The organism is Sporolactobacillus sp. CQH2019 (assembly GCF_028765345.1).
In the GTDB taxonomy this organism is placed as follows: Bacteria; Bacillota; Bacilli; order Bacillales; family Sporolactobacillaceae; genus Sporolactobacillus.
On record NZ_JARAJZ010000014.1, the window covers coordinates 79480 to 102290 of the forward strand.

Sequence of the window (22811 nt, forward strand, 5' to 3'; positions counted from 1 at the left end):
AGGAATAAGGATTGATGAGAATGGCAGTCAGACGCGTGCTTCAGATCATTCCATTGCTGTTTGTAATTTCTATTATCTCCTTTGCACTGATTAAATTATCGCCGGGAGATCCGGTAAAGATGTTTGTCACCCCCAATATGCATCCGGAAGATGTCGAACGGATCCGGAAAAGTCTCGGACTCACGTTTCCGGTATATATTCAATATTTCAGATGGCTGGGCCAGATCCTGCATGGCAATCTGGGCTATTCGCTGATAAACAGTCAGCCCGTTCTCGGGCAGATCATTCAAAGACTGCCTGCGACGGTCGGTTTAATGGGTACCTCGCTGGCGGCGACGCTTATGTTCTCGATTCCACTGGGCCTGATCGCAGCAAAGTATGAAAATACCTGGATTGACCATGTGCTGAATATGATTTCGTACATCAGTATCTCTATTCCGGTATTCTGGTTCGGGATACTTCTGATTGATTTTTTCTCAGTGAAGCTTAACTGGTTGCCGTCGCTTGGCATGCAAACGGTTGGTGTGAACAGCTTCGGTGATTTGGTATGGCATGCTGTGCTGCCGGTGACGACTTTGACTTTTCAGGGATGCGGGGCTTACTATCGCTATGTCCGCTCCAACACCCTGTCTGAGATCAGAAAAAGTTATGTCGAATTTGGCCGTGCCAAGGGGCTCTCCATTTGGAAACTATTATGGTATCACGTTTTGAAAAATGTGATGCTTCCAGTGATTACATTGCTTGGCATGTCGCTTCCGACATTGATTTCCGGCGCTTATATTACGGAAAGCGTCTTTTCATGGCCGGGACTGGGTTCGCTCAGTGTGAATGCGATATTCAGCCTGGATTATCCGATTATTATGGCGATGACGCTTTTTTCAGGATTATTGCTGATTATCGGGAATCTTCTTGCGGACATCACTTATCAAATTGTAGATCCAAGAATTCGAAAGTAAGGTGAACCCAAAATGTATGATGGACGTTTTGAACTTCTCAACCAGGGTTCTATTGTAACGGAACAAGTGACTTATAAGGAACGCCGAGAAACCGTTCTTTATCGGCTGATTCATGATCGCCGGGCTGTAACGGCCGGCTCCGTATTGATTGTGCTGACCATTGTTTGTCTGTTTGCGTTTCTTTCCCCTTATGATCCGAATCAATTATCGATTGCTGATAAGCTCCGGGCACCTTCATGGGCGCACTGGTTCGGTACCGATGACCATGGGCGCGACTATCTGACCCGAATTCTGTACGGAGGCCGGGTATCTCTTGCAGTTGGACTGCTTTCAATGCTGATCGCCGTTTCTCTCGGAACCCTGATTGGAACGGTATCGGGCTATCTGGGCGGCGGGGTCGACAGTTTGTTCATGAGAACTCTGGACGTGTTTATGACACTTCCGTCTTTTTTCATCCTGATGATTCTCAATGCTTATCTGAAGCCGAGCGTCGCGAACATGATCATCATTATAGGATTGTTGTCGTGGATGGACGTCGCAAGAATCGTACGGTCCCAGACAATGAGTATAAAGGAACAGGAATTTATGCTTTATGCCCAATCGATTGGCGTCAGGATGTGGCGGGCCATTTTCAAGCATCTGATTCCGGGAGTGATGCCGTCCATTGTTGTGGCTGCTTCGCTCAATGTCGCCAATGCAATCTTAACCGAATCAGCGCTGAGTTTTCTCGGACTCGGGGTACAGCCGCCTGCATCCTCCTGGGGGAGCATGCTGAATAACGCACAGGATTATATCGGAACTGCCGGTTATCTTGCTATTTTTCCGGGAGTGCTCATTCTGATTGTCATTTTATCTTTTAATATTATTGGCGATGCGTTGAGGGATGCTATTGAACCCGTAAAATAAAGTGGTTGATGAAGAAGCCAGAGTTGAGGTGGTTGATTTGACAGATTCTAAAATATTGCAAATAAATCGTTTATCCGTTTCGTTTCACACGCGGGCGGGGGATGTTCAGGCCGTCCGCGGCATCGATCTGACTCTCTATCGGGGGGAAACACTGGCGATTGTCGGTGAATCCGGTTCGGGAAAGTCCGTTACTGCCAGAGCGGTCATGCGTCTTCTTCCTGAGAAAACAGCGGATATTCAAAAGGGCTCCATTCTTTTTAACGGCATCGATTTATCCCGTGCTTCTGAAAAGCAAATGATGAAGATACGGGGAAAAGACATCGCAATGATTTTTCAGGATCCCATGACTTCCCTCAATCCAACTCTGACAATTGAGCGGCAAATGATTGAGCCCCTGCGTATGCATCAAAAATTGAAGAGAGATCAGGCAAGAAAAAAAGCCGTCGAATTGCTGAATATGGTCGGTATCTCTCAGCCGGAAACAAGAATCAGGCAATATCCTCATCAGTTTTCCGGAGGGATGCGTCAGCGCGTGGTCATTGCCATCGCATTGGCATGCAACCCTGAAATACTCATTGCCGATGAGCCGACTACGGCCCTGGATGTGACGATTCAGGCGAAAATTCTTGAATTATTGAAAGACCTTCAGAAAAGGATGAAGACATCCATTATTTTTATTACCCATGACCTGGGCGTTGTGGCCAATGTGGCCAGTCGTGTAGCTGTAATGTACGCGGGGCGGATCGTTGAAATCGGAACAGTGGATGAAATTTTTTATAATCCGAAGCATCCCTATACGTGGGGATTGATCGGTTCCATGCCCACCCTGAATCTTACGGATAAAGAGCTCCATACCATTCCGGGATCGCCGCCCGACCTAATCCATCCGCCGAAAGGGGATGCGTTTGCGCCCCGCAATCCTTACGCATTGAAAATAGATACTCTGGAACAGCCGCCGATGTTCCGTATTTCCGATACCCACTATGCGGCAACATGGCTTCTTGATTCAAGGGCGCCCGTTGTCACGCCTCCGGCGGAGATCCAACGGCGCTATGCAATTTTTAAGCGGCTATTTGGAAAGGGGAGGGTACCTTCATGAATGAAAAAGAGGAAAAGTTGTTGGAATTACGGCATGTAAAAAAATATTTTAATGCTGGAACCCGCCGTGAAGTTCGGGCCGTTGATGATGTTTCGTTTGCTGTCTTCAAGGGAGAAACTTTCGGCCTGGTCGGCGAATCGGGATGCGGAAAATCGACGATCGGTCGCACGATTATTCAATTGTACAGAGCGACGGGCGGAGAGATATATTTTAAAGGGAAAAATATCTTTAAGATCAGAAAATCTGCTGAAAGAAATGCGCTGCGCCGGGAGATTCAGATGATTTTTCAGGATCCATACGCCTCTTTGGATCCCTATATGACGGTGAAAGAGATTATTGCGGAAGGAATGGATGTCCATCATCTTTCCGGATCGCCTAAAGAACGCGATAGCAGGGTTTACGAGCTGCTGGAACAGGTCGGCCTGAATCACGAGCATGCGGGACGCCGTCCCAATGAATTTTCCGGCGGCCAGCGCCAGCGGATCGGGATTGCGCGAGCACTGGCCGTTCGCCCGGAACTGATTATTGCTGATGAACCCATTTCCGCTCTTGATGTTTCCATTCAGGCACAGGTCGTTAATTTGTTGAAGAAAATACAGCAGCAGCAGGGCTTGACCTATCTTTTTATTGCTCATGATTTATCCATGGTTAAATATATCAGCGATCGAATCGGCGTCATGCATCAGGGGAAAATTGTAGAACTGGCTGATTCAGGTGAACTGTACAGAGTACCTCTGCATCCGTACACAGAATCCCTTCTGTCGGCCATTCCGCAACCGGATCCAATCTCGGAACGAAGCCGGAAGCGGATTGAGTATCAACAGGTATCAGACGGCGAATATACTGAAAAGCTTCATGAAATTGTCCCCGGCCATTTCGTTTACTGTGCAGAGCCTGAGGTTGTGGAATACCGGCATAAGTATGCGGGTATCAGGAAAAGGGAGGGGAAAATAAAATCATGGAGTTAATTGAATCATCCGGTCATGTTGAACGGGCCCATAAAGGCGGGAACCGGATTTCTCATCAATCAGAAAGATGCTGCAGCGGCCGCAGCATATGGTCCTCCAAGTGCAGGTGCTGACACAGATAATGAACGTTACAAAGAGCGGAACGTGTATTCGCTAAATCTCTATCCGGGCTCATTCCATTTTAAGTGGGGGAGAAACAATAAAAACAGTACGTCCTGTCTCGAAAAGCTGTCCTGTTGTTTAATCGGTACGTCCTGCAGTCGGAACCGAAGAAACCGTCTCTTTTCATTGAACCCAATAAAGAGACGGTTATTCTTATATTCTTAAGCGCTGTGAAAAAATCTCAGGAAAGCTGAAATTGCAAAACAGATACATATTATACGCAAAATGACTGATTCCGGCAGGCTGAATCGATAAAGGAGTGCACGTCGGATTCAATGAAGGATGAAAAAAGTTAAAGTTGACGAACCCAATCACTCTGCTTACTCATTCAGAATGATCCGCTTTAGCAGTTGTAAAGGTGCCGATCGACAGAAACTTGGCGGTTCGCTGTTCCCGAAGCGCTTCAGGGCTCAGCTTATCGAGCTCCAACAGTGTCTCGGTCAGCGCCTGATCCAGATAACGTGCCTGTTCTTTGTGATTACGATCGGCGCCGCCGCTGACCTCCGGGACGATTTTATCAATAATTCCAAGTTCTTTTAATTCAAAACAAGTAATGCTCATCATTTGTGCCGCTCTTTCCGCAAACTTGGCGTCCCGCCACAAGATAGACGCGGCACCTTCGGGGGAGATGACCGAATACCAGGAGTTCTCCAGCATCAGTATTTTGTTCGCAACGCTGATTGCGAGGGCACCGCCGCTGGCGCCCTCACCGATCACGGCGCTGATAATCGGAACCGTCATGCCGGCCATCTCGTAAAGATTCCTGGCAATCGCTTCACTTTGTCCGCGTGCTTCGGCCTCGGAGCCGGGATAGGCACCCTTTGTGTCAACAAATGTAATGATCGGACGGTGAAATTTTTCAGCTTCCCGCATAAGCCGCAGCGCTTTCCGATAGCCTTCCGGATGCGGCATGCCGAAATTACGTTCAAGATTTTCTTTTGTATTTCGCCCGCGCTGTTCGCCGATAATGGTTATCGGGCGCCCGTGAAAACGCGCAATCCCGCCTACGATCGCAGCATCATCGGCAAATAAACGATCTCCGTGGCATTCAATAAAATCCGTAAATAAAAGATGAATGTAATCCAATGTCGTTGGCCGGGAAAATTTTCTGGCGATTAAGACACGATCCCAGGGTGTCACCGATCCGGTTATTTTTCCTTCTACTTTTTGAAGGGCTTCAGAGATCTCATCGATTTCCGGAGTAAGATCCGTATGGCTTTCGCTGATAGAACTTTTTAAATCGTCCATTTCCTGTTTTAGCCGTGCCATTGTTTCTTTCACTTGCTCTTTCGGCTCCAAAAAGCTCCACATCCTTTGCGATTAACTGCTCAATGCAAAAATTGACCTGCCGCGTACACGTGGCGGTAGGGGGTAGGGGCAATAAAAAAATTCAAATGATATTACTAGTATACAATACTTAGAGGCCTATCAATCGATCTTCGATTCAATGACGGATTCATTAGGCAGTCTGGAAATATTAGCCTCTTAATTTTTGGAACGGCCGGCAACTAAGAAGAGAGAAGAAGCCGTTCGTCATCACTTATTGTCGAACTTTTTCTGCTGATGCTTGTAAACCGGAATAGAAAAAATGAGGGGCTTTTCCGGAAGAAAAAATTTTCCCGGAACAGCCCTTCAATCATCGTTCGTTCATCATTGCTTTATTGCCTTTTCCGCTGTTTTTCAGCACTTCAAAACCGCTTCTCCGTCAATAACCGTTTTTCCGTCTTGATTCGTCACGACGGTATGCAGTTTAACAATTCTTTTATCATCCCGTTTTTCTGTTATCGTCGCCTTTGCCGTAACTGTATCCCCATATTTAACCGGCGCTGTAAATTTTAAAGTCTGACCCAGATATATGGCGCCTTCACCCGGCAATTTAGTTCCAAGCACAGCAGAAATAAACCCGGCGGTCAATATCCCATGGGCAATTCTTTCTTTGAAAAGGGAATTTTTGGCATACTCGGCGTTGATATGAACAGGGTTAAAATCTCCCGTCAGACCGGCGAAGGTTTCAACATCGTGTACGGTGATCGTTTTTGAAAAAGTTGCGCTGTCGCCAATTTTAAAATTTTCATAATCCTTTGCTGCCATCTTTCTCAGCTCCTAATTAATTAATTTTTAATCAAAATCCTTAATCACTAGCGACTAAGAATTTTAACTGTCCGATTTAAATTTATCCATTCGATCCCGAATGATAACATTTACTCTTGCCGCCCTTTTAGACGGTTCCTACTTTTTTTTCGAATTTTTCTTTTAAAGCGCTTTCGCAAATTCTCGGGACAAGCTCGGAAATGTGTCCGCCGTACTGGGCCACTTCTTTCACCATGCTCGAGCTTAAAAATGAATATTTATTGTCCGCTATCATGAAAAAGGTTTCCGCTGCCGGATAAAGCTTTTTGTTAAGCAGCGCGATTTGCATTTCATATTCCAAATCCGATATGGCCCGAAGTCCGCGAAGAATCGTGTGGATATTCTTTTCATGCAAATAATCGATAAGCAATCCGTCAAAACTGTCAATCGTCACATTGTCAATTCCCGAAGTCGCATCTTTTAAAAAAAAAAGCCGTTCTCCGACTGTAAACAGTGGTTTTTTGCAGGAATTTTTAAGAACGGCAACAATCACCTGATCAAACAGCTGACTGCTTCGTTTAATGATATCAAGATGGCCAAACGTAACGGGATCGAAACTGCCTGGATAAACGGCGATTCTGCGCATGAATACCTCCCCCCTCCGATTCTTTATCGCTGAATTGCGAAAGTAAACTTAGCTTATTTCAATTTTTTAATTTCCGAAATGACTGCCGGAACGACCTGATTCAAATCCCCGACAACCCCGTAATCCGAGATTTCAAAAATAGGCGCGTCGGCGTCGCGATTGACAGCGACAATGACTTTCGAATCTTTAATGCCCTGAACGTGCTGAGAAGCTCCGGAAACACCGATAGCGAAATAAAGATCCGGACTAATCTTTTTCCCGGACAGTCCGATTTGTTCCTGCGGAGACAGCAAGCCTGCATCAATGACAGGGCGTGTTCCTCCGACACCTCCCGCTTCAAACAGAGAAGCCAGTTCCTTCAAATCCGCCATGTTTTTATCGTTAACGCCTCGTCCTGCTCCGACGACTACCTTCGCTTCTTCAAGATTGATGGAGGAGTTGTCGGCTTTAATGACATTAACGAGTTTGACCTGAGCGGGATTCTTAGGTTCGATAGATTTCTTGATCACTTCGGCATCGGAAGGGGCTTCCACTTTAGAAAAAATACCCGTACGAACCGTAGCGATTTGCGGAAAGACGCCGTTGCCGACGACTTTTGTCAAAAATTTGCCGCCGTATATAGCACGTGTCCATTCAATGGCACCGTCGACCACAGCGGCAGCGGTGCAGTCATTGGCGACGCTTGTCCCGCTTTTAGCGGCCAGGCCTGCCGCCAGATCCTTACCATTTAACGTTGCTCCGAAAAGCACGGCTGCCGGCGCATATTCAGTGACCAGGGCTGCCAATGCACCGGTGTAGTTTTCAAGATTGAAAGTTTTATAAGCTTCGCCGTCGACACTGAGAATCTGATCAGCGCCATATTTTTTGACGGTGTCGATGATTGTCTGATTGTCGCTGCCGATAATGACAGCGACTACTTTTTCTCCGTTTTCTTTAGTCAGGCTTTTTGCACCGTTGATCAATTCCAGACTTACATTTTTAATCAGACCGTCGCCCGTTTTATCAATGTACACCCACACATTTTTAAAATTATCTGCTGCCATTATTACAGTTCCTCCTCAAAGATCAAATTAATTTTGCTGCGGCAAGCTGCTCAACCAGTTTTTTTGCGGAAGCTTCTGCCGAATCTTCATTAATAAGGATGCCGGCCGCCTTTTTCTCCGGTGCAAATACTTCTTTAATTTGAGTCGGTGACCCTTTGCCGACTTTGTCTGCTGCGATTCCGAGATCAGCAAGAGACGATGTTTTTATCTTTGCGCGCTTGGCCGTCATTTTACTCTTAATGGACGCATAACGTGGTGTATTCAGCGAATCTTCCACTGTTATTAAAACAGGGTAAGGGGTCTCGACAACTTGCAGGTCGTCATCTGTTTTTTTAGTAACGGTGATCTTGTTGTCCGCTGCTTCCAATTTAATGGCATGCGTAATCGTCGGAATGCCGAGCAGCTCCGCGACTTGCGGTCCAACCTGGCTGTCATTGTCATCCGTTGTCTGCACGCCGGCAAAGATGACTTCAAAAGTCCCCAGTTTCTTAATGGCTGTCGCCAAAGCAAGACTTTCGGCATGGCCGTCGGAACCGGAAAGGGCCGGGTCGCTGATCAGCAGGGTATCATCAGCGCCAAGCGAGAGCGCTTCTTTGAGAACGGTTTCACTGTCGGGTTCACCGATTGATAAGGCCGTTACGCTGCCGCCGAATTTTTCCTTCAGCTGGACGGCCGCTTCGAGAGCAAACTTATCGTAAGCACTCATGATGCTGGGCGTTCGTTTCGGGTCAATCTGGCCGGAAGCGTCAGTCACAATTGCTTCATTATCGAAAACTTTTTTAATAAGCACTAGAGAATTCATGATGTAAACCTTCCTCCGTTCATCCGCAAAATTTTAAAAATGATTCTTCCCGCCGGAAAATCATGCCGCTGAAGATTCATTCCAAATTCAATCTAACGCTTTGTGAAAAGGATTACAATTTAATCTTTATGAAGAACAGCGAATTATTTAGATCAGCAAACATAAAAAAGTCTTTATTTAAAAAATACTTTATAATTGCTTTTTCTTTCGAAATGATGAATTGTTCCAATCATTTCCGGATGATATTCCAAAATTTCAAGGGAAAGCGATGTATGCTCGATCCCGGTTTAAATGATTGTTCTGAGATAAAGATAGTTTTTAATTTCCAAAAGCATAGTTTAAACCCGCCTTAGGCAGTATCCGTTTTCCCCTTTTTTTCGCGTTCATATTTCAAGAAGTGAAAGTATGGACGGTTATCAAAAAACAGTCATGCGGCTTGGACCTGCTTACTTTAGCAGATGTTCGTTTGATTAAATCATCATTCGTGAACTGCTGACGGTATTTTACGCATTCTGCCCACGTGAACTAATCGGCTGCTGCCTTCCTTCCGCAGCAACGTAACCGGCAGATCAACGAACTCCAGGCGGACTCTTTTATCTCACGGTTGATTGATGAGGCGGTTTCAAAAGCCTCTTAAAGCTCAGGAAACAAAGAAAATTTATAAAAAATGCCTCTCCGGGTCTTCTTTGTGTGAAAACAGAGTTCTTCCTTCCAGGCGCAATCCCTTCAGATTTTCTTTATCTATGATAAGCCAATGCCAACGAACCGAATTCAATTGCAATTTTGTCCAACCCTCGCAGATGAAATCGTCGGAAACCCATATTCTGTTTCAGATTGCTAAAGACAGGTTTCGCCTTCAGTTTTCACTGCCGATGCTTTGCTGCGGACTGATTTCCCGGATAGCTTCTCCTCAATATTTAACTGCCTCCTCAATTGTTCTTTGTCCGATTCCTACTGCAGCGGCACCTACAGAAGGTTTTTTAAGGTCTTTTGTTTTCATTGAAGTGAAATCCAACAATTGCTTGATCTGTTTAAAGAAACATTTGAAGACGAGTGTATGTCCAACCGAAAGGGCAATCAATCGGAACCTCGAAAAGTCTTTAGGCAAGCTGCCGGAAACAGCTGACAAAAGCGGCCGCCGGTCTAATTGATCCAGGGAAAATGCAGAGCTGACAGGGATTGAGCTGCCTTTTTAACTTTCAAATTTTAGTCCTGTGAATAATAGAAACCATTCGTTTTTTTAATATAATCGGCTATGTTTGCGGGAAGCAATATAATACTTATTTGTGATAAAAGTTAAATTGTTCTGAATTATTAGCGGTGTTAATGTTGAAATGCGAAAAGAAAGGGGGGTCAGACATGACTGATGAGAAGTCTCGGGTGACTGTCATGGGTGCGGAACTGACCGGTACCGCCATTCGTCACAAGAGCTGGGAAAGAGGTGACCCCTGTTAAGGAAAGCCTCCCTGGCAGCTCCCCCCGTTTTCTCCCCTCATTCTATTATCCCGGGTTCCCTTTGCTTTTGGGGGGAGGGAAAGGAAAGAAATTAAAAAAATAGAGAGGAAGCGACCTGCAAAAATAAAAGTCAAAATGATTAAAAAATGAAAAGTCATTAAGGAGGCAGTTAGAAAATGGGCTATATTCTGAATGAAGAACAAACTGATTTGGTGGATTTGGTAAAAAAGTTTATGAATAAGGAAGTAGAACCTCACGTTGCAGAGTTTGATATAACGGGAGAATTCCCAAGAAAATTATATGAAAAAGCATTTAAAATGGGCCTGCATTGTCTGGAAATTCCCAAAGAATTCGGCGGCGGGGGCGTTGATTATATGACTGCAGCCGCTATTTATGAAGAAATGGGAAAAACCGATGCCGGATTTGCAACGGGGCTATGTGCCAACAGTTTATCTTTAAAACCTGTGCTGATTGCAGGGACACCTGAACAGAAAACCCTTTTTTCAAATATTGTTGTACCGGGCGCTTTCGGGGCTTTCTGTTTAACAGAACCGGGTGCAGGATCGGATGCGGGTTCCGTTAAAACCACTGCAGTTAAAGATGGAAACGATTATATAATAAATGGCGTGAAATGTTTTATTACTAATGGGGGAGTAGCGGACGTCTATGTAGTTTTTGCATCTACGGATAAGTCAAAGGGAGTAAAGGGACTGACTGCCTTTATTGTTGAGAAGAGTCGCGGGGGTATATCAGTTGGTAAAGAAGAAAACAAAATGGGGATCAGGCTTTCAAATACAACGGAAGTCATATTTGATAATGTAAGAGTTCCTGCTGCCAACCTTTTAGGCAAGGAAGGCGAAGGATTTAAAATTGCAATGAAAACATTAGATCTTGCAAGGCCTTTTGTCGGGGCTGTTGCAGTAGGCATTGCACAAAGAGCCATTGAAGAGGCAGTTAAATATGCAAAGGAAAGAGTTCAATTCGGCAGACCCCTTGCTAAATTCCAGGCCATACAGTTCATGCTCGCGGATATGGATATTGAAACAGAGGCAGCGCGCCAGACCGTAGTCCATGTGATACAAATGATTTTAGCTCAAAGACCGTACACTAGAGAAGCATCTATTGCCAAGTGCTTTACAGGGGATGTTGCAGTTAAGGTGGCATTAGATGCCATACAAATTTTAGGCGGTTATGGCTACAGCAGAGATTGCCCGGTAGAAAAACTCTTGAGAGATGCAAAAGTATTCCAGATATTTGAGGGAACGAACCAGGTTCAAAGGATAGTAGTTTCCGGAAATTTATTAAGATAAAACGCCTTGAATGTGTCCGATAGCCAGTGTGGAGCAAGTCTTGATGATGAGAGATCTACGGGAGGTCCGTGACCTCAGTTGCTTCTTTATAGAGTTGCAATCGACGAGATCAAGGCCGGGAAGCGGGCATGCCCTTTCCCCAAAACACGGCAGAAGCGGCCGAAAATCGTCCTCAGACCCGAGCTGGGGCAGGCCCGGTTAAAAAGGAGACATATATCAATACCAAATATTTTAAGGAGAGGTCAAGACATGAAACTGGAAAAACTGCAGTACACAGTGGAAGACGGCGTCGGTATCGTGACCATGAACTACATGAAGAATCTCAACGCCATCGACGAGCAGATGGCTGATGAACTCAAGTACGTCGTGGCAACCATGGAGAAAGACCCCAACGTCAAGGTCGTCGTATTCAAGGGTTCCGAGAAGGCTTTCTCAGCCGGCGGAGACATTGGGTATTTCTATCAGCTGATTAAGGCCGGAGGCGAGGTCAATATGGACGGCCTGATCGGGAAGGTCGGCGTTGTCACCGACGGAATTAAGAAGATGAGCAAGCTGGTTATCGCCTCTGTCAGCGGTGCCGCGGCCGGTGCCGGCGTCAGCCTTGCGCTCTCCGCCGACTTCGTTGTCTGCGCGGACAACGCCAAGTTCATCATGGCTTTCGTGAATCTCGGCCTGGTCCCCGATACCGGCGGGACCTATTTGCTGGTTAAGGAGCTGGGCGAGAAGCGCGCCATGGAGCTCTGCGCCACCGGACGGCCTCTGGGCGCCGAGGAAGCCAAGGCTGCCGGCATCGTTTACCAGGTCGTCCCCAAGGGGGAGCTGGACGCCGCTACCATCAAGCTTGCTAAGAAGTTTGCCGCCGGCCCGCTGCTCTCCTACAAGAATATCAAGAAGCAGATATACGAAGCCAGTTTCTCTGACTACAAAAAGTACCTCAACGAATGCGAGATCCCCACTCAGCGCGAATGCGCCGCCTCCACCGACTTCCAGGAAGGCGTCAAGGCTTTCATGGAGAAGCGCAAGGCTGCCTTTGAGGGCAAATAATCAAAAGACGGAACGGTAAGGAATTACATTAAGAGGAGGCAAAAATCAGCGGCGCTGCAGTACCTGAAGTCATTGCGTTTCCGCTGTTTATAACCGGTCGGCATCTATGCCGCAGGTGCCGTGCAGTCAAACACCGACTTCGGCAGGACTGTTCTGCCTTCTTCCGCTCCTGATCAAAAACAAGGTAACCGAAACAACCTGATTCTTAATGGCTTAGCTTAATATGAAAGGTGGTAACTAAATTGCAATCAAAAGTAGTGACTAAAGAAGAAGCCCTCGCAAAGATTAAAGACGGTCAGACGATCATGTTTGGTGACTGGCACGGCGAGCTCGCCGCAGAAGAGATCATCACCGGAATGCTCGAGAAGGGTGTTAAGGATATTTCTGCCATAGCCGTTTCCGCCGGCATGGCCGATCAGGGCGTTGGCAGGCTCATCAAAGCGCACCGTGTCAAGAGTATTGCCACGACACATATCGGTCTCAATCCCGTCGCCCGCGACCAGATGTTTACAGGCGAACTTAAGGTCGAATTCATCCCGCAGGGTACTTTTGCTGAGCGTGTTCGCTGCGGCGGCGCCGGCCTTGGCGGCTGTCTCACCCCGACAGGCATCGGCACCGACATTGAGACCGGCAAGCAGAAGCTCACCCTCAACGGCAAGGAATATCTTCTTGAACTGCCCCTGCACGCGGAGGTCGCGCTGATCAAGGCATGGAAGGCCGACACCGCCGGCAACATCGCTTTCAGACTGACCGGCAGAGCTACCAATAGTTACATGGCCTTTGCGGCGGACACTGTCATTGTCGAAGTCGAGGAACTGGTGGAGGTCGGAGAACTCGGTCCTGACGAGATTGACGTTGCGGCTCCTATCATTGACATGGTATATGTCAGAACCGGTGAGAAGAAACCTTTCTGCCCGATGTGGCAGCGTGCTAGGGCGAAAGCAGAAGGAGGTAAAAAGTAATGGAAGGACTGAAAGGACGCGCACTTATTGCAGCTCGTTGTGCAAAGTTCTTTAAGGACGGCGATTTTGTGAATCTCGGAATCGGCGTTCCTCTGATGTGTGTGAACTATTTGCCCGAAGGCGTCAACCTCTGGCTTGAGGCTGAGATTGGCATTGTCGGCAGCGGGGCCTCCCCTAAGTGGGAAGATGCAGACCCTGATCTTATTGATGCCGGCGGACAGCCGGCATCTGTAATCAAGGGCGGCAGCGTATGCGACCATGCGACTTCTTTCGCCTTTATCCGCGGCGGTCATATCGACGCGACTGTACTTGGCACTCTCCAGGTTGACCAGGAGGGCAATATAGCCAACTGGACCATCCCCGGCAAGCTCGTCCCCGGCATGGGCGGTGCAATGGATCTCTGCGCCGGCGTAAAGAAGATCGTTGTTGCCACCGACCACTGCGAGAAGAGCGGCCAGTCAAAGATACTCAAGAAATGCACTCTTCCTCTGACCGGCGCCAGGTGCGTAACCGACATTGTCACAGAGAGATGCTACTTCGAGGTAGGCGCCGACGGGCTGATACTCAGAGAACTGGCTCCGGGCTACACCGTCGAGGACATCCGCGCATGCACCGAAGCCGATTTCACTGTCCCTGAAAAGATTGCCGTAATGGAATAATTCAGGGCCGGGAAGAGTTAAATTTCAGAATAACGATACTGAATTGATAATAAATAGAGAACAACCTTCGTCTAATAAATATAATCCCTATGCTAGACTTCGTGTATCATAACGAGAGAAAAATTCGTTCTCTCGTTTTTTATCTTATAGCCATAGAATCATCTAACATGAATCCATCACTATGTCAATGGATTTTTAATGATCTCATAAGGGAGGAATACATGGACGGGCCCGAATCATCGATGCCTTCAGGCTTACTTTCCGGAGAACAGTCTATATCAAGCATCTAAAAGACAGTGAGGTTCAAAAGCAGAGGCAATTCGGGCACTGGGGAACGGATACCATCGTCGGTAAAAAGTTCGCCAAGGATGATGTGTTTGGCCTTGGCAGCGCAAAATCAGACTTCGGCTCGGCATCTGAGAGCCGGAGCGATGAATCTCACTCGTCATTTTTGTTTTTATTCTGACGGCCGGCAGCACGACAGACTGTACACAAAGTCGGGCACAGCTGAATTATTTCCGCTGCCGGTTTTACGCCAGAAACGTTGTTGATAAGAGAGGTGAGGCGGGTTCATGCAGCAAGCCCTATCTATACTTAGGGCTTGCTGCATTATTAAAAAGATCAGTCTAAATAAGATCCCCGAAAAATTATGTCACCCTGATCATCAATCGTTTCAGATATTTAAGACCAAACTTCTGCGCAGGAGGCTGAATGATACAAATACTAGCGAATCAATGATCCTGTTCAAGGAAGACTTTCCTTCCTTCTGGACTTGTTTCAGCAGGCCAGGGTCTGACCGCCATCTCACACTTTTAGGGGTTAGCACATAGCGGAAGATTATATTTGTTAAAAATGTGCTTTTTAAAATTATTTGCAATCGAATTTTCCGGTCTGCGTGCCGAATTGGAAACCATTAATACTGTATGCGTAATTTTAGGTACCACGTGGATATAAGCAATATCTGCCAACTGAATTCCCGTTATCAGATTCCATGGCAGCAAAGTCACGGCGGCATTTTCAGCAACAAAACCGAGTGCTGTATTGATGCTGCCTACTTCGAAATTCGTTAATCTGGGCGAAAATCCCGCTTGGAAACAAGCGTCGGCCGTTTTCTTGAGCAAGCTTGAGGACCGCGGAAAACGAATGAAAGATTCGCCGGCCACCTCATTAAGCTGAATGGACCGCCTTTTTGCCAGAGGATGCTGTTTACTGACGATAAGAACAAATTCGTCGCGAGCCAGAGGATAGGATTTCAGATGAATATCTTCAGGCTTGAGATTAGCCGGAGCAGTCAGCAGGGCCAGGTCGATCTCATTATTATAAAGCAGCGGGTAAAGATTATAGCAGTTGTCTTCACGAAATTCGACAGCAACAAACGGATACTCACTGACAAACGACCTGATCCAATGGATAATGCCGTACTCCCTTAAAATCGGCATGCAGCCGATAACAAGTGTGCCTACTGTTCCTTTCGCATATTTCTGCATGGTTTTTTCCAAATGAAAGACGTCGGACATAATCCTATTGGCATAACTTATGAAATCCATTCCGGCAGGCAGAATTTTCACGGAGCGAGTTGTTCGTTTAAACAGCTGAACATTGAGCTCTTCTTCAGTTCTTTTGATTTGTTGGGACAAGGTAGAAGGAGTTGCACATAGTTCGGATGAAGCTTTGTTAAAGTTACGGTATTTGGCGACAGCCAATACGCACTTAAGCTGATAAAAATCCATTTTTCTCACTCCTGCGACAGAAATTTAAAGAAAACGTTTTCAAAAAATGTGTGTAAAAAATCTGAAAATATTGGAGACAGGAAATAAATAATTTATTAAGAGAAACTTAATAATACTTTTTACCTGTTCTCTTCTTCACAATTAATTATGGATAGTTTTAATGAAAAGATCTGTGATCAGTTTAATAACTAGATTAATAACAGATAGTGAAATTATTCCAGTAAAAATAACAGATGGTGAAAATATCCTGGTAAATAGTTAAATCATAATAATAATTAATAATAAAAAGAAAATATATAATTAAATGACTATTTACCAATTTTATTCCATCTTGATGATGAAAGGGATTACAATTTAATCTTTGTGAATAGCTTCTCATTATTTAGTTCAGCAAACATAAAACACCTGTTATTTAAAAAATACTTTATAATCGCTTTTTCTTTCGAAATAATGAATTGTTCCAACCATTTGTTGATGATATTCTTGGGTTGCAAAGGGGAAACGATATAAACCCGGTCTTGATTTAAATGATTTGTGTTGGAGTGAAGAGAAATTCTAGTAATCGCTTACATTTATTGCACGTCGTGATAGCAGAGAAGGAGTGAAAGAGTTCATGTCGGATGAAAAAATACAAGTCATTATAATCGGTGCCGGCCTGGCCGGCAGTGCAGCCGCTTATCGTCTGGCGAAAGCCGGGAAAGAGGTCATGCTTGTCGAGAAAGGGTCGGCGGCCGGAAGCAAAAACGTAAGCGGAGGCCGTTTATATACGTATGCGCTCGAAAAATTAATGCCGGGCGAATGGTCGGATGCCCCGTTAGAACGTAAAATCAATCGCGAGTTAATGATGCTGATGACTGCGGAAGACAGCCTGACGATTGATTCAACATTTTCATCAACGGAGAGTGATTCTTACTCGGTATTGCGATCGAGTTTTGACTCGTGGCTGGCCGACAAGGCGGAAGAAGCGGGCGCGATGGTGATTCCGGGAACGACGGTGGAGAATCTAATCGTCCGTAACGGAAAAGTCTGCGGAATAAAAACAGAAGAAGAGGAACTGGAATCGGATATCGTGATCGATGCCGAAGGGGTTAATGCCCTGGCCGCCGAACGCGCCGGCCTGACCAATAAATTAAGCCCATCCGATGCGGCGGTCGGGCTGAAATACGTCTTTCAGCTGCCTGAAGAAAAAATTAATGATCGTTTTAATGTAGAAAGCGGTCAAGGTGTGGCTATGCTGGCCGCCGGCGCCTGCACGCGCGGCGTAAACGGTGGCGGCGCTTTCTTATACACCAATCGCGACAGTATTTCGATCGGGCTTGTTGCCGATACGGTCAGCCTTAAAAATTCAGGGGTGAAGATCGTCGATCTTTCAAATGAATTCATTCAGCATCCTTCTTTAAGCCGTTATATTGAAGGCGGAAAACTGGTTGAATACAGCGCCCACCTGATACCGGAAGGCGGATTCCATGCAGTGTCGAAAAATAAACTGTATGCTCCCGGATTCCTGATCGCCGGCGACGCCGCCGGACTCGTCGTTAACCGCGGATTTACGGTGCGCGGCATGGATTATGCGATTATATCCGGCATTCATGCGGCCGATACGGCCATTGAGGCAATCGATGCCAATGACTTCTCCGAGCAGAAGCTGAGCGCATACGCCGGCCGCCTTCAAGGGGTTGTGATGAAGGATTTGAAGACGCTTGATAAAAGCCATGATTACATCACGCATACGAAGTACATGTTTAAGACCTATCCGGCACTGGCCACGGGCGTCATGAAAAACCTTTACACCGCTAAAGATGAGCCGCTGAAAGGGGCAATGAAAACGATCATGCAGACAGTCAAAGGACAGAAAGTATCATTATTCGGTGCTGCAAAAGATGCGTTTAAGGGAGGCCGCTCATTGTGAAAACTTATCCGATGGATGTGCGCCTTTCCAAAACACTTTTTAATAGTGACGATACGCATCCGCATATTGTGATTGATCCTGAACAATGCGTGACCTGCCCGGATGATTATGCCTGTTTAAGGAATTGTCCCGCAGAGCGCTATACATGGAATGAAGAAAAACAGAGAGTCGTTTTCGACCATGTCGGCTGCCTGGAATGCGGCAACTGCCGCCTGGTTTGCAGCCGTCTGTATGAAGGGGCAAAGGGATATGACTGGAGTTATCCAAAGCAGGCAATGGGAGTTGTTTATCGAGAAGGGTAAAAATATTCTTCCGATAATTAATAATAGATTTTAGAGTAAACCAAAGGCAACAACAGCACTTTTTGTGCTGAAAATATAGCCACCAAACCTGGCGCAAAAAAGGGGAGTTTTTAATGCCAAATGTATTGCTGGAAGTCAATGATGGAATTGCTACCGTAACGATTAACCGTCCGAAAGCGCTGAATGCCTTAAACAGCGAGACGGTTACTGAGCTAAAGAAGGTTATCGAGGACATCGCCAATAATGATGAGGCGAAGGCTGTTATTATAACCGGATCGGGCGAAAAATCATTTGTTGCCGGAGCGGATATTGCTGAAATGAGTACACTGAATTCGACTCAGGCGACGAATTTTTCACGTCTGGCACAGGGTGTATTTTCAGAAATTGAAAATCTTCCGAAACTGGTTATTGCTGCGGTTAATGGGTATGCTCTCGGCGGCGGCTGTGAATTAGCGATGTCGGCGGATGTTCGCTTTGCTTCGAAAAAGGCGAAATTCGGCCAGCCCGAAGTCAATCTCGGCATTCTGCCAAGTTTCGGCGGCACACAGCGTCTGCCGCGTCTCGTCGGCAAGGGCATTGCCAAAGAACTGATTTTTTCAACAGATATGATTTCGGCGGATGAGGCTTATCGTATCGGGTTGGTCAACAAAGTTTTTGAACCGGATGAATTAATCGCAAAATCGATTGAATTTGCAAAGAAGGTTATGAGTAAATCGCCGGTCGGCGTTCGTGTGGCCAAGGCATCGATTAATAACGGCCTGGATGTTGATCTCGAAGCCGGCCTGAAATACGAAGCCGCTTCCTTCGGCCTTTGCTTCTCGACAGAGGATCAGAAGGAAGGCATGAATGCGTTCTTAAACAAGAGGAAAGCTGAGTTCCATGACCGCTGATTTTTTGTGACATATTTGTGAATGAATTATCAAAGTCTGTTTGCATTAAAACTTATGCGAAGGAGATGGATCATCTTGGCAGTTCAGTTTTTAACACCCGATGAAGCAGTTAAATGGATTAAAGACAGCGACACGGTCAGCACGAGCGGTTTCGCTTCGGCTGCTCTCCCGGAAACGCTGACGTCGTCGCTGGAACAGCGTTTTTTGTCAGACGGTTCGCCGAAAAATCTTACTTTGTTTCATTGTGCAGGTCAGGGGAATGCAAAGGGTGCCGGTTCGGATCACTTTGCGCACGAGGGTATGGTCAAGAGAGTGGTTGCCGGACATTTCAATATGGCGCCGAACCTCAACAAGATGGTCGTTGATAATAAAATAGAGGGCTACAATCTTCCGCAGGGGACGATTGCCCAGCTCTATCGCGACATTGCCGCTCACAGAGTCGGCACAATCACGCATGTCGGCCTGAATACATTCGTGGATCCGCGCAATGAAGGCGGGAAGCTGAACAGCAAAACAACGGAAGATCTGGTTAAACTGGTTGAGATTGATGGCCAGGAGAGGCTGCTCTATAAAGCTTTTCCGATTAATGTCGCACTTCTGCGCGGCACCTATGCGGATGAGAAAGGGAACATCTCACTGGAAAACGAAGTGTGCACCTCCGATGTCAAGCTCATCGCCCAGGCAGCGAAGAACAGCGGTGGCAAGGTGATTGTACAGGTTGAAAAAGTACTCGCCGAAGGTGCGCTGAACCCGAAGCTCGTTGAAATTCCTTCTATATATGTTGACGCCGTGGTCATTGCCAATCCGGAAGATCGTCATCAGTACTTCGGCAGCAGCTATGAATTCGATCCGTCTCTTTCCGGGCAGATGACTGCTCCTACTGGTAACATCGGCACTATTCCGCTCAATCAGCGTAAGATTATTGCCCGCCGCGCCGCTATGGAGCTGCAGCCGGGGGCGGTTGTCAATCTCGGCATCGGCATTCCCGAGGGGATCTCGATGGTGGCTAACGAAGAAGGCATGGGCGATTACATGACGATGACGGTTGAGGCAGGACCGATCGGCGGTATCCCGCTCGGCGGCAGCGGCTTCGGCGCGTCGATTAACGCCGATGCCATCTTCGATGAAGGGGCGCAGTTTGACTTCTATGACGGCGGCGGACTGGATCTGGCCTACTTAGGCCTGGCTCAGGTCGATCAGGAAGGAAACGTGAACGTCAGCAAATTCGGCACACGGATTGCCGGCTGCGGCGGGTTCATCAACATCACACAGAATGCGAAAAGGGTTTTCTATTGCGGCACGTTTACTGCAGGCGGTTTGAAAATCAAGACCGGGGACGGCAAACTGACGATTGTTCAAGACGGAAAATTCCCCAAATTTATTGATAAGGTCGATCAGATTACGTTCAGCAGCGCCTATGCACAAAAGATTAAGCAGCCGGTTCTCTATATTACGGAAAGAGCCGTGTTTGAACTGCGGGAAGACGGCCTGTATCTGACGGAGATTGCTCCGGGCATTGATTTGGAGAAAGACGTGCTCAGCCACATGACGTTTAAACCGAAGATCGATCAGCTCAAAACAATGGACGAAAGAATTTTTCGGGATGAATTAATGAATTTAGGTAATAAGCAAGAAGCTGTTCATGCTTAATTTATAAATTTGAGGAGGAAACAACATGGATTTCGAACTTTCGGATGCATTGAAAACGGTTCAGGAAACCGCAAGGAATTTTGCTGAAAAGGAATTAAAACCGCGTGCAATTGAGGATGACGAAACGAAAGAGTTCCCAGCCGAACCTTTTAAGAAAATGGGTGAACTGGGACTGATCGGTACGGCCTATCCGGAAGAATACGGCGGCGGCGGCCTCGGTGAACTGTCTTATGTGCTGGCAGTGGAAGAAATATCGAAGGTGCACGCTGCACTGGGCATCACTTTGTCGGTTTGCGCGTCGCTGTTCTCCGGCGCGATCTTCGACAATGGTTCGGAAGCACAGAAGAAGAAATATCTGCCGGAAGTGCTGGCAGGCACAAAGATCGGCGCGTTCGGCGTAACTGAACCGAATGCGGGCTCCGATCTTGGCAATCTGCAGACAGTTGCCGTAAAGAAAGGCGATCATTACGTACTGAACGGAAGCAAGATATTTATTACCAACGCGCCTATTGCCGACTATTTCTTCGTTGCGGCGGTAACCGACAAGAGCAAGGGTGCCAAAGGCATTTCCGCATTTATCGTTGAAAAGGGAATGAAGGGTTTCTCAGTCGGCAAACGGGAAAATACGTCGGGCCTGCGCTCGGCTCAGGTTTCCGAACTGATCTTCCAGGATGTTGAAGTTCCGGCTGAAAATCTTGTCGGCGAAGAAGGCAAAGGCTTTATCTATGCACTGGGTACCTTGGACGGCGGGAGAATCGGCGTTGCCGCTCAGGCACTGGGTATTGCCGAAGGCGCATTTGAACGGACCGTTGAATATTTGAAGCAGCGTGTTCAGTTCGGCCGTCCGCTCTACAAACAGGAATATATCAGCTTCAAGATGGCCGATATGGCGACTGAGATTGAAGCAGCCAAGTACATCGTCTACAAGGCAGCGCTTGATAAGGATAAAGGCGGACGGTTCAGTGTATCTGCCGCGAAAGCAAAACTGATCGCCGCGAAGACGGCCGTTGACTCAACGCTGCAGGCTATCCAGTTCCACGGCGGCTACGGCTATACAAAAGAGTTCGAAGTGGAAAGAATGCTCAGAGATGCCAAAGTCACGGAGATCTATGAAGGAACGAGTGAAGTACAGAGAATGGTTATCGGCGGCTCGCTTTTCCGTTAAGATATTTAAATTTTAAAGAAAGATAGAAGCAGGATGTAAACTTAAAAGAGATCTACTTATTGGCTGGCCTTTAAACTGGCTTAAAGCAGATTTCTTTTTTTTTTCAAGATTTGAAAGAGCTTACATCTTGAAAACAATATTAATAGGAAAGAAGAGGTTATTGATGACTGCACCTTTAATCACACGTTTTTTCGCTGAAATGGTAGGAATGTTTTTTCTGATCTTTCTGGGTGACGGCGGCTGCGCTAACATTTTTCTGAAAAAAGGGCGAGAGGGCGGCAATTGGCTGGGCATATCCCTTGAATGGGGTGCTGCCGTAGCTGTCCCTGTCTGGCTGTTTGGTTCAATCAGCGGCGCACATCTCAATCCGGCTGTTACGCTTGGATTAGCTGCTATCGGACATTTTCCCTGGGCCGATGTTATACCCTATATCGTTGCTCAGTTTATCGGCGCTATCCTCGGTGCTGTTGCGGTGTACATCATCTTTTATAAGCAATTCGAGGCAACTGAGGATAAAGGAGCGATACTTGGTTCATTTTCAACAATACCGGCTGTTCGCAATTACTTTTTAAACTTTGTGGCAGAATTTCTGGAAACATTCACTTTGGTGTTCGCCATTGTTGCTGCTTCGGCTCAGAATTTTGCGCCTGGGATCATGGGCCTGATTGTCTTTTTCGTCATTTTCGTTCTCGTGATAACGGTCGGCGGGACAACGGGATGCGCCTTGAATCCAGCTCGTGATATCGGACCCCGGCTTGTCCATGCGCTTCTTCCCATCGCCAACAAGGGAAAATCCGACTGGGCGTATGCCTGGATTCCTGCCTTCGCCACGACACTTGGTGGAATCGCAGGTGCCATGTTATACGTCGCTCTGTTTTAAAATTTAGAACGTCGCAACGGATCTTGGCATTCATTGCAGGCAGCATCACAAATGTCAGAAATCTTTAGTTTTACTGGTCAGATATGTCCTTTTAGCTCAGCAAGCCCTAAACATTAATAGGGCTTGCTGAGCTATTTCGAAAAAAATAATCAATTTATGTATAAACGTAAAAGTGGTTTCCAATCGTTTCGGGGAATCGGAGA

Annotated in this window: 21 protein-coding genes; 14 read left to right on the forward strand and 7 right to left on the reverse strand. The window is 46.7% G+C overall.

What is annotated here, in order from left to right; genetic code table 11:
• Window positions 1-11: 11 nt before the first annotated feature.
• From OYT88_RS17320 to OYT88_RS17335, 4 genes are read left to right on the forward strand one after another with little or no spacing between them, the layout of a single operon-like run.
• The gene (locus OYT88_RS17320; protein ID WP_274401610.1) at window positions 12-956 is read left to right on the forward strand and encodes an ABC transporter permease; all 945 of its coding nucleotides are present in this window, start codon (window positions 12-14) and stop codon (window positions 954-956) included.
• Window positions 957-968: 12 nt separating this feature from the next.
• Window positions 969-1862: an ABC transporter permease gene (locus OYT88_RS17325; protein WP_338000562.1), complete on the forward strand. Its 894-nt coding sequence runs from the start codon at window positions 969-971 to the stop codon at window positions 1860-1862.
• 37 nt (window positions 1863-1899) lie between these two features.
• A complete protein-coding gene (locus OYT88_RS17330; RefSeq protein ID WP_274401646.1) occupies window positions 1900-2961 on the forward strand; it encodes an ABC transporter ATP-binding protein in 1062 nt (353 codons plus the stop codon).
• Window positions 2958-3929, forward strand: a complete 972-nt coding sequence (locus tag OYT88_RS17335; protein ID WP_274401611.1) for an ABC transporter ATP-binding protein — start codon at window positions 2958-2960, stop codon at window positions 3927-3929. Before OYT88_RS17330 ends, OYT88_RS17335 begins: the two co-directional genes overlap by 4 nt.
• Before the next feature lie 486 nt (window positions 3930-4415).
• Here OYT88_RS17335 and OYT88_RS17340 read toward each other — a convergent pair whose 3' ends face one another.
• From OYT88_RS17340 to OYT88_RS21100, 6 genes are all read right to left on the reverse strand, one after another.
• Window positions 4416-5390: an acetyl-CoA carboxylase carboxyltransferase subunit alpha gene (locus tag OYT88_RS17340; protein WP_443217542.1), complete on the reverse strand. Its 975-nt coding sequence runs from the start codon at window positions 5388-5390 to the stop codon at window positions 4416-4418.
• A gap of 381 nt (window positions 5391-5771) precedes the next feature.
• Window positions 5772-6182: a MaoC family dehydratase gene (locus OYT88_RS17345; protein WP_274401612.1), complete on the reverse strand. Its 411-nt coding sequence runs from the start codon at window positions 6180-6182 to the stop codon at window positions 5772-5774.
• A 127-nt stretch (window positions 6183-6309) separates the two neighbouring features.
• A complete protein-coding gene (gene coaD, locus OYT88_RS17350) occupies window positions 6310-6807 on the reverse strand; it encodes a pantetheine-phosphate adenylyltransferase (protein WP_274401613.1) in 498 nt (165 codons plus the stop codon).
• Between the two features lie 53 nt (window positions 6808-6860).
• On the reverse strand, window positions 6861-7850 hold the full coding sequence (locus tag OYT88_RS17355) for an electron transfer flavoprotein subunit alpha/FixB family protein (RefSeq protein ID WP_274401614.1): 990 nt from the start codon (window positions 7848-7850) through the stop codon (window positions 6861-6863).
• 22 nt (window positions 7851-7872) lie between these two features.
• Window positions 7873-8652 (reverse strand): electron transfer flavoprotein subunit beta/FixA family protein, encoded by a 780-nt coding sequence (locus OYT88_RS17360; RefSeq protein WP_274401615.1) that lies wholly within the window; start codon window positions 8650-8652, stop codon window positions 7873-7875.
• Between the two features lie 737 nt (window positions 8653-9389).
• A complete protein-coding gene (locus OYT88_RS21100) occupies window positions 9390-9512 on the reverse strand; it encodes a transposase (RefSeq protein WP_527194300.1) in 123 nt (40 codons plus the stop codon).
• A 771-nt stretch (window positions 9513-10283) separates the two neighbouring features.
• On the opposite strand from OYT88_RS21100, the gene OYT88_RS17365 reads away from it, so the two are divergent.
• The 4 genes from OYT88_RS17365 (at window position 10284) to OYT88_RS17380 (ending at window position 14082) form a co-directional block, all read left to right on the forward strand.
• Entirely contained in the window at window positions 10284-11417 is a 1134-nt protein-coding gene (locus OYT88_RS17365; protein ID WP_274401616.1) for an acyl-CoA dehydrogenase family protein, read from the forward strand.
• Between the two features lie 249 nt (window positions 11418-11666).
• Entirely contained in the window at window positions 11667-12461 is a 795-nt protein-coding gene (locus tag OYT88_RS17370) for an enoyl-CoA hydratase/isomerase family protein (RefSeq protein WP_274401617.1), read from the forward strand.
• Window positions 12462-12703: 242 nt separating this feature from the next.
• A complete protein-coding gene (locus OYT88_RS17375) occupies window positions 12704-13423 on the forward strand; it encodes a 3-oxoacid CoA-transferase subunit A (RefSeq protein WP_274401618.1) in 720 nt (239 codons plus the stop codon).
• The gene (locus OYT88_RS17380) at window positions 13423-14082 is read left to right on the forward strand and encodes a CoA transferase subunit B (protein ID WP_274401619.1); all 660 of its coding nucleotides are present in this window, start codon (window positions 13423-13425) and stop codon (window positions 14080-14082) included. Before OYT88_RS17375 ends, OYT88_RS17380 begins: the two co-directional genes overlap by 1 nt.
• 812 nt (window positions 14083-14894) lie before the next feature.
• On the opposite strand, the gene OYT88_RS17385 is transcribed toward OYT88_RS17380, so the two are convergent.
• The gene (locus OYT88_RS17385; RefSeq protein ID WP_274401620.1) at window positions 14895-15812 is read right to left on the reverse strand and encodes a LysR family transcriptional regulator; all 918 of its coding nucleotides are present in this window, start codon (window positions 15810-15812) and stop codon (window positions 14895-14897) included.
• 613 nt (window positions 15813-16425) lie between these two features.
• Here OYT88_RS17385 and OYT88_RS17390 point away from each other — a divergent pair.
• The 6 genes from OYT88_RS17390 to OYT88_RS17415 all read left to right on the forward strand — a co-directional run bounded on the left by OYT88_RS17390 (window position 16426) and on the right by OYT88_RS17415 (window position 22608).
• Window positions 16426-17721 carry an FAD-dependent oxidoreductase gene (locus OYT88_RS17390; RefSeq protein WP_274401621.1) on the forward strand — a complete coding sequence of 432 codons (1296 nt, stop codon included), beginning with the start codon at window positions 16426-16428 and terminating at the stop codon, window positions 17719-17721.
• Window positions 17718-18023, forward strand: coding sequence for a ferredoxin family protein (locus tag OYT88_RS17395; RefSeq protein ID WP_274401622.1), 306 nt, complete (start codon window positions 17718-17720; stop codon window positions 18021-18023). Before OYT88_RS17390 ends, OYT88_RS17395 begins: the two co-directional genes overlap by 4 nt.
• A 113-nt stretch (window positions 18024-18136) precedes the next feature.
• Window positions 18137-18913 carry an enoyl-CoA hydratase-related protein gene (locus tag OYT88_RS17400; RefSeq protein WP_274401623.1) on the forward strand — a complete coding sequence of 259 codons (777 nt, stop codon included), beginning with the start codon at window positions 18137-18139 and terminating at the stop codon, window positions 18911-18913.
• 75 nt (window positions 18914-18988) lie between these two features.
• A complete protein-coding gene (locus tag OYT88_RS17405; protein ID WP_443029663.1) occupies window positions 18989-20563 on the forward strand; it encodes an acyl CoA:acetate/3-ketoacid CoA transferase in 1575 nt (524 codons plus the stop codon).
• A 25-nt stretch (window positions 20564-20588) separates the two neighbouring features.
• Window positions 20589-21728: an acyl-CoA dehydrogenase family protein gene (locus OYT88_RS17410; RefSeq protein ID WP_274401625.1), complete on the forward strand. Its 1140-nt coding sequence runs from the start codon at window positions 20589-20591 to the stop codon at window positions 21726-21728.
• 163 nt (window positions 21729-21891) lie between these two features.
• Window positions 21892-22608, forward strand: coding sequence for an MIP/aquaporin family protein (locus OYT88_RS17415; protein ID WP_274401626.1), 717 nt, complete (start codon window positions 21892-21894; stop codon window positions 22606-22608).
• Window positions 22609-22811: the final 203 nt, after the last annotated feature.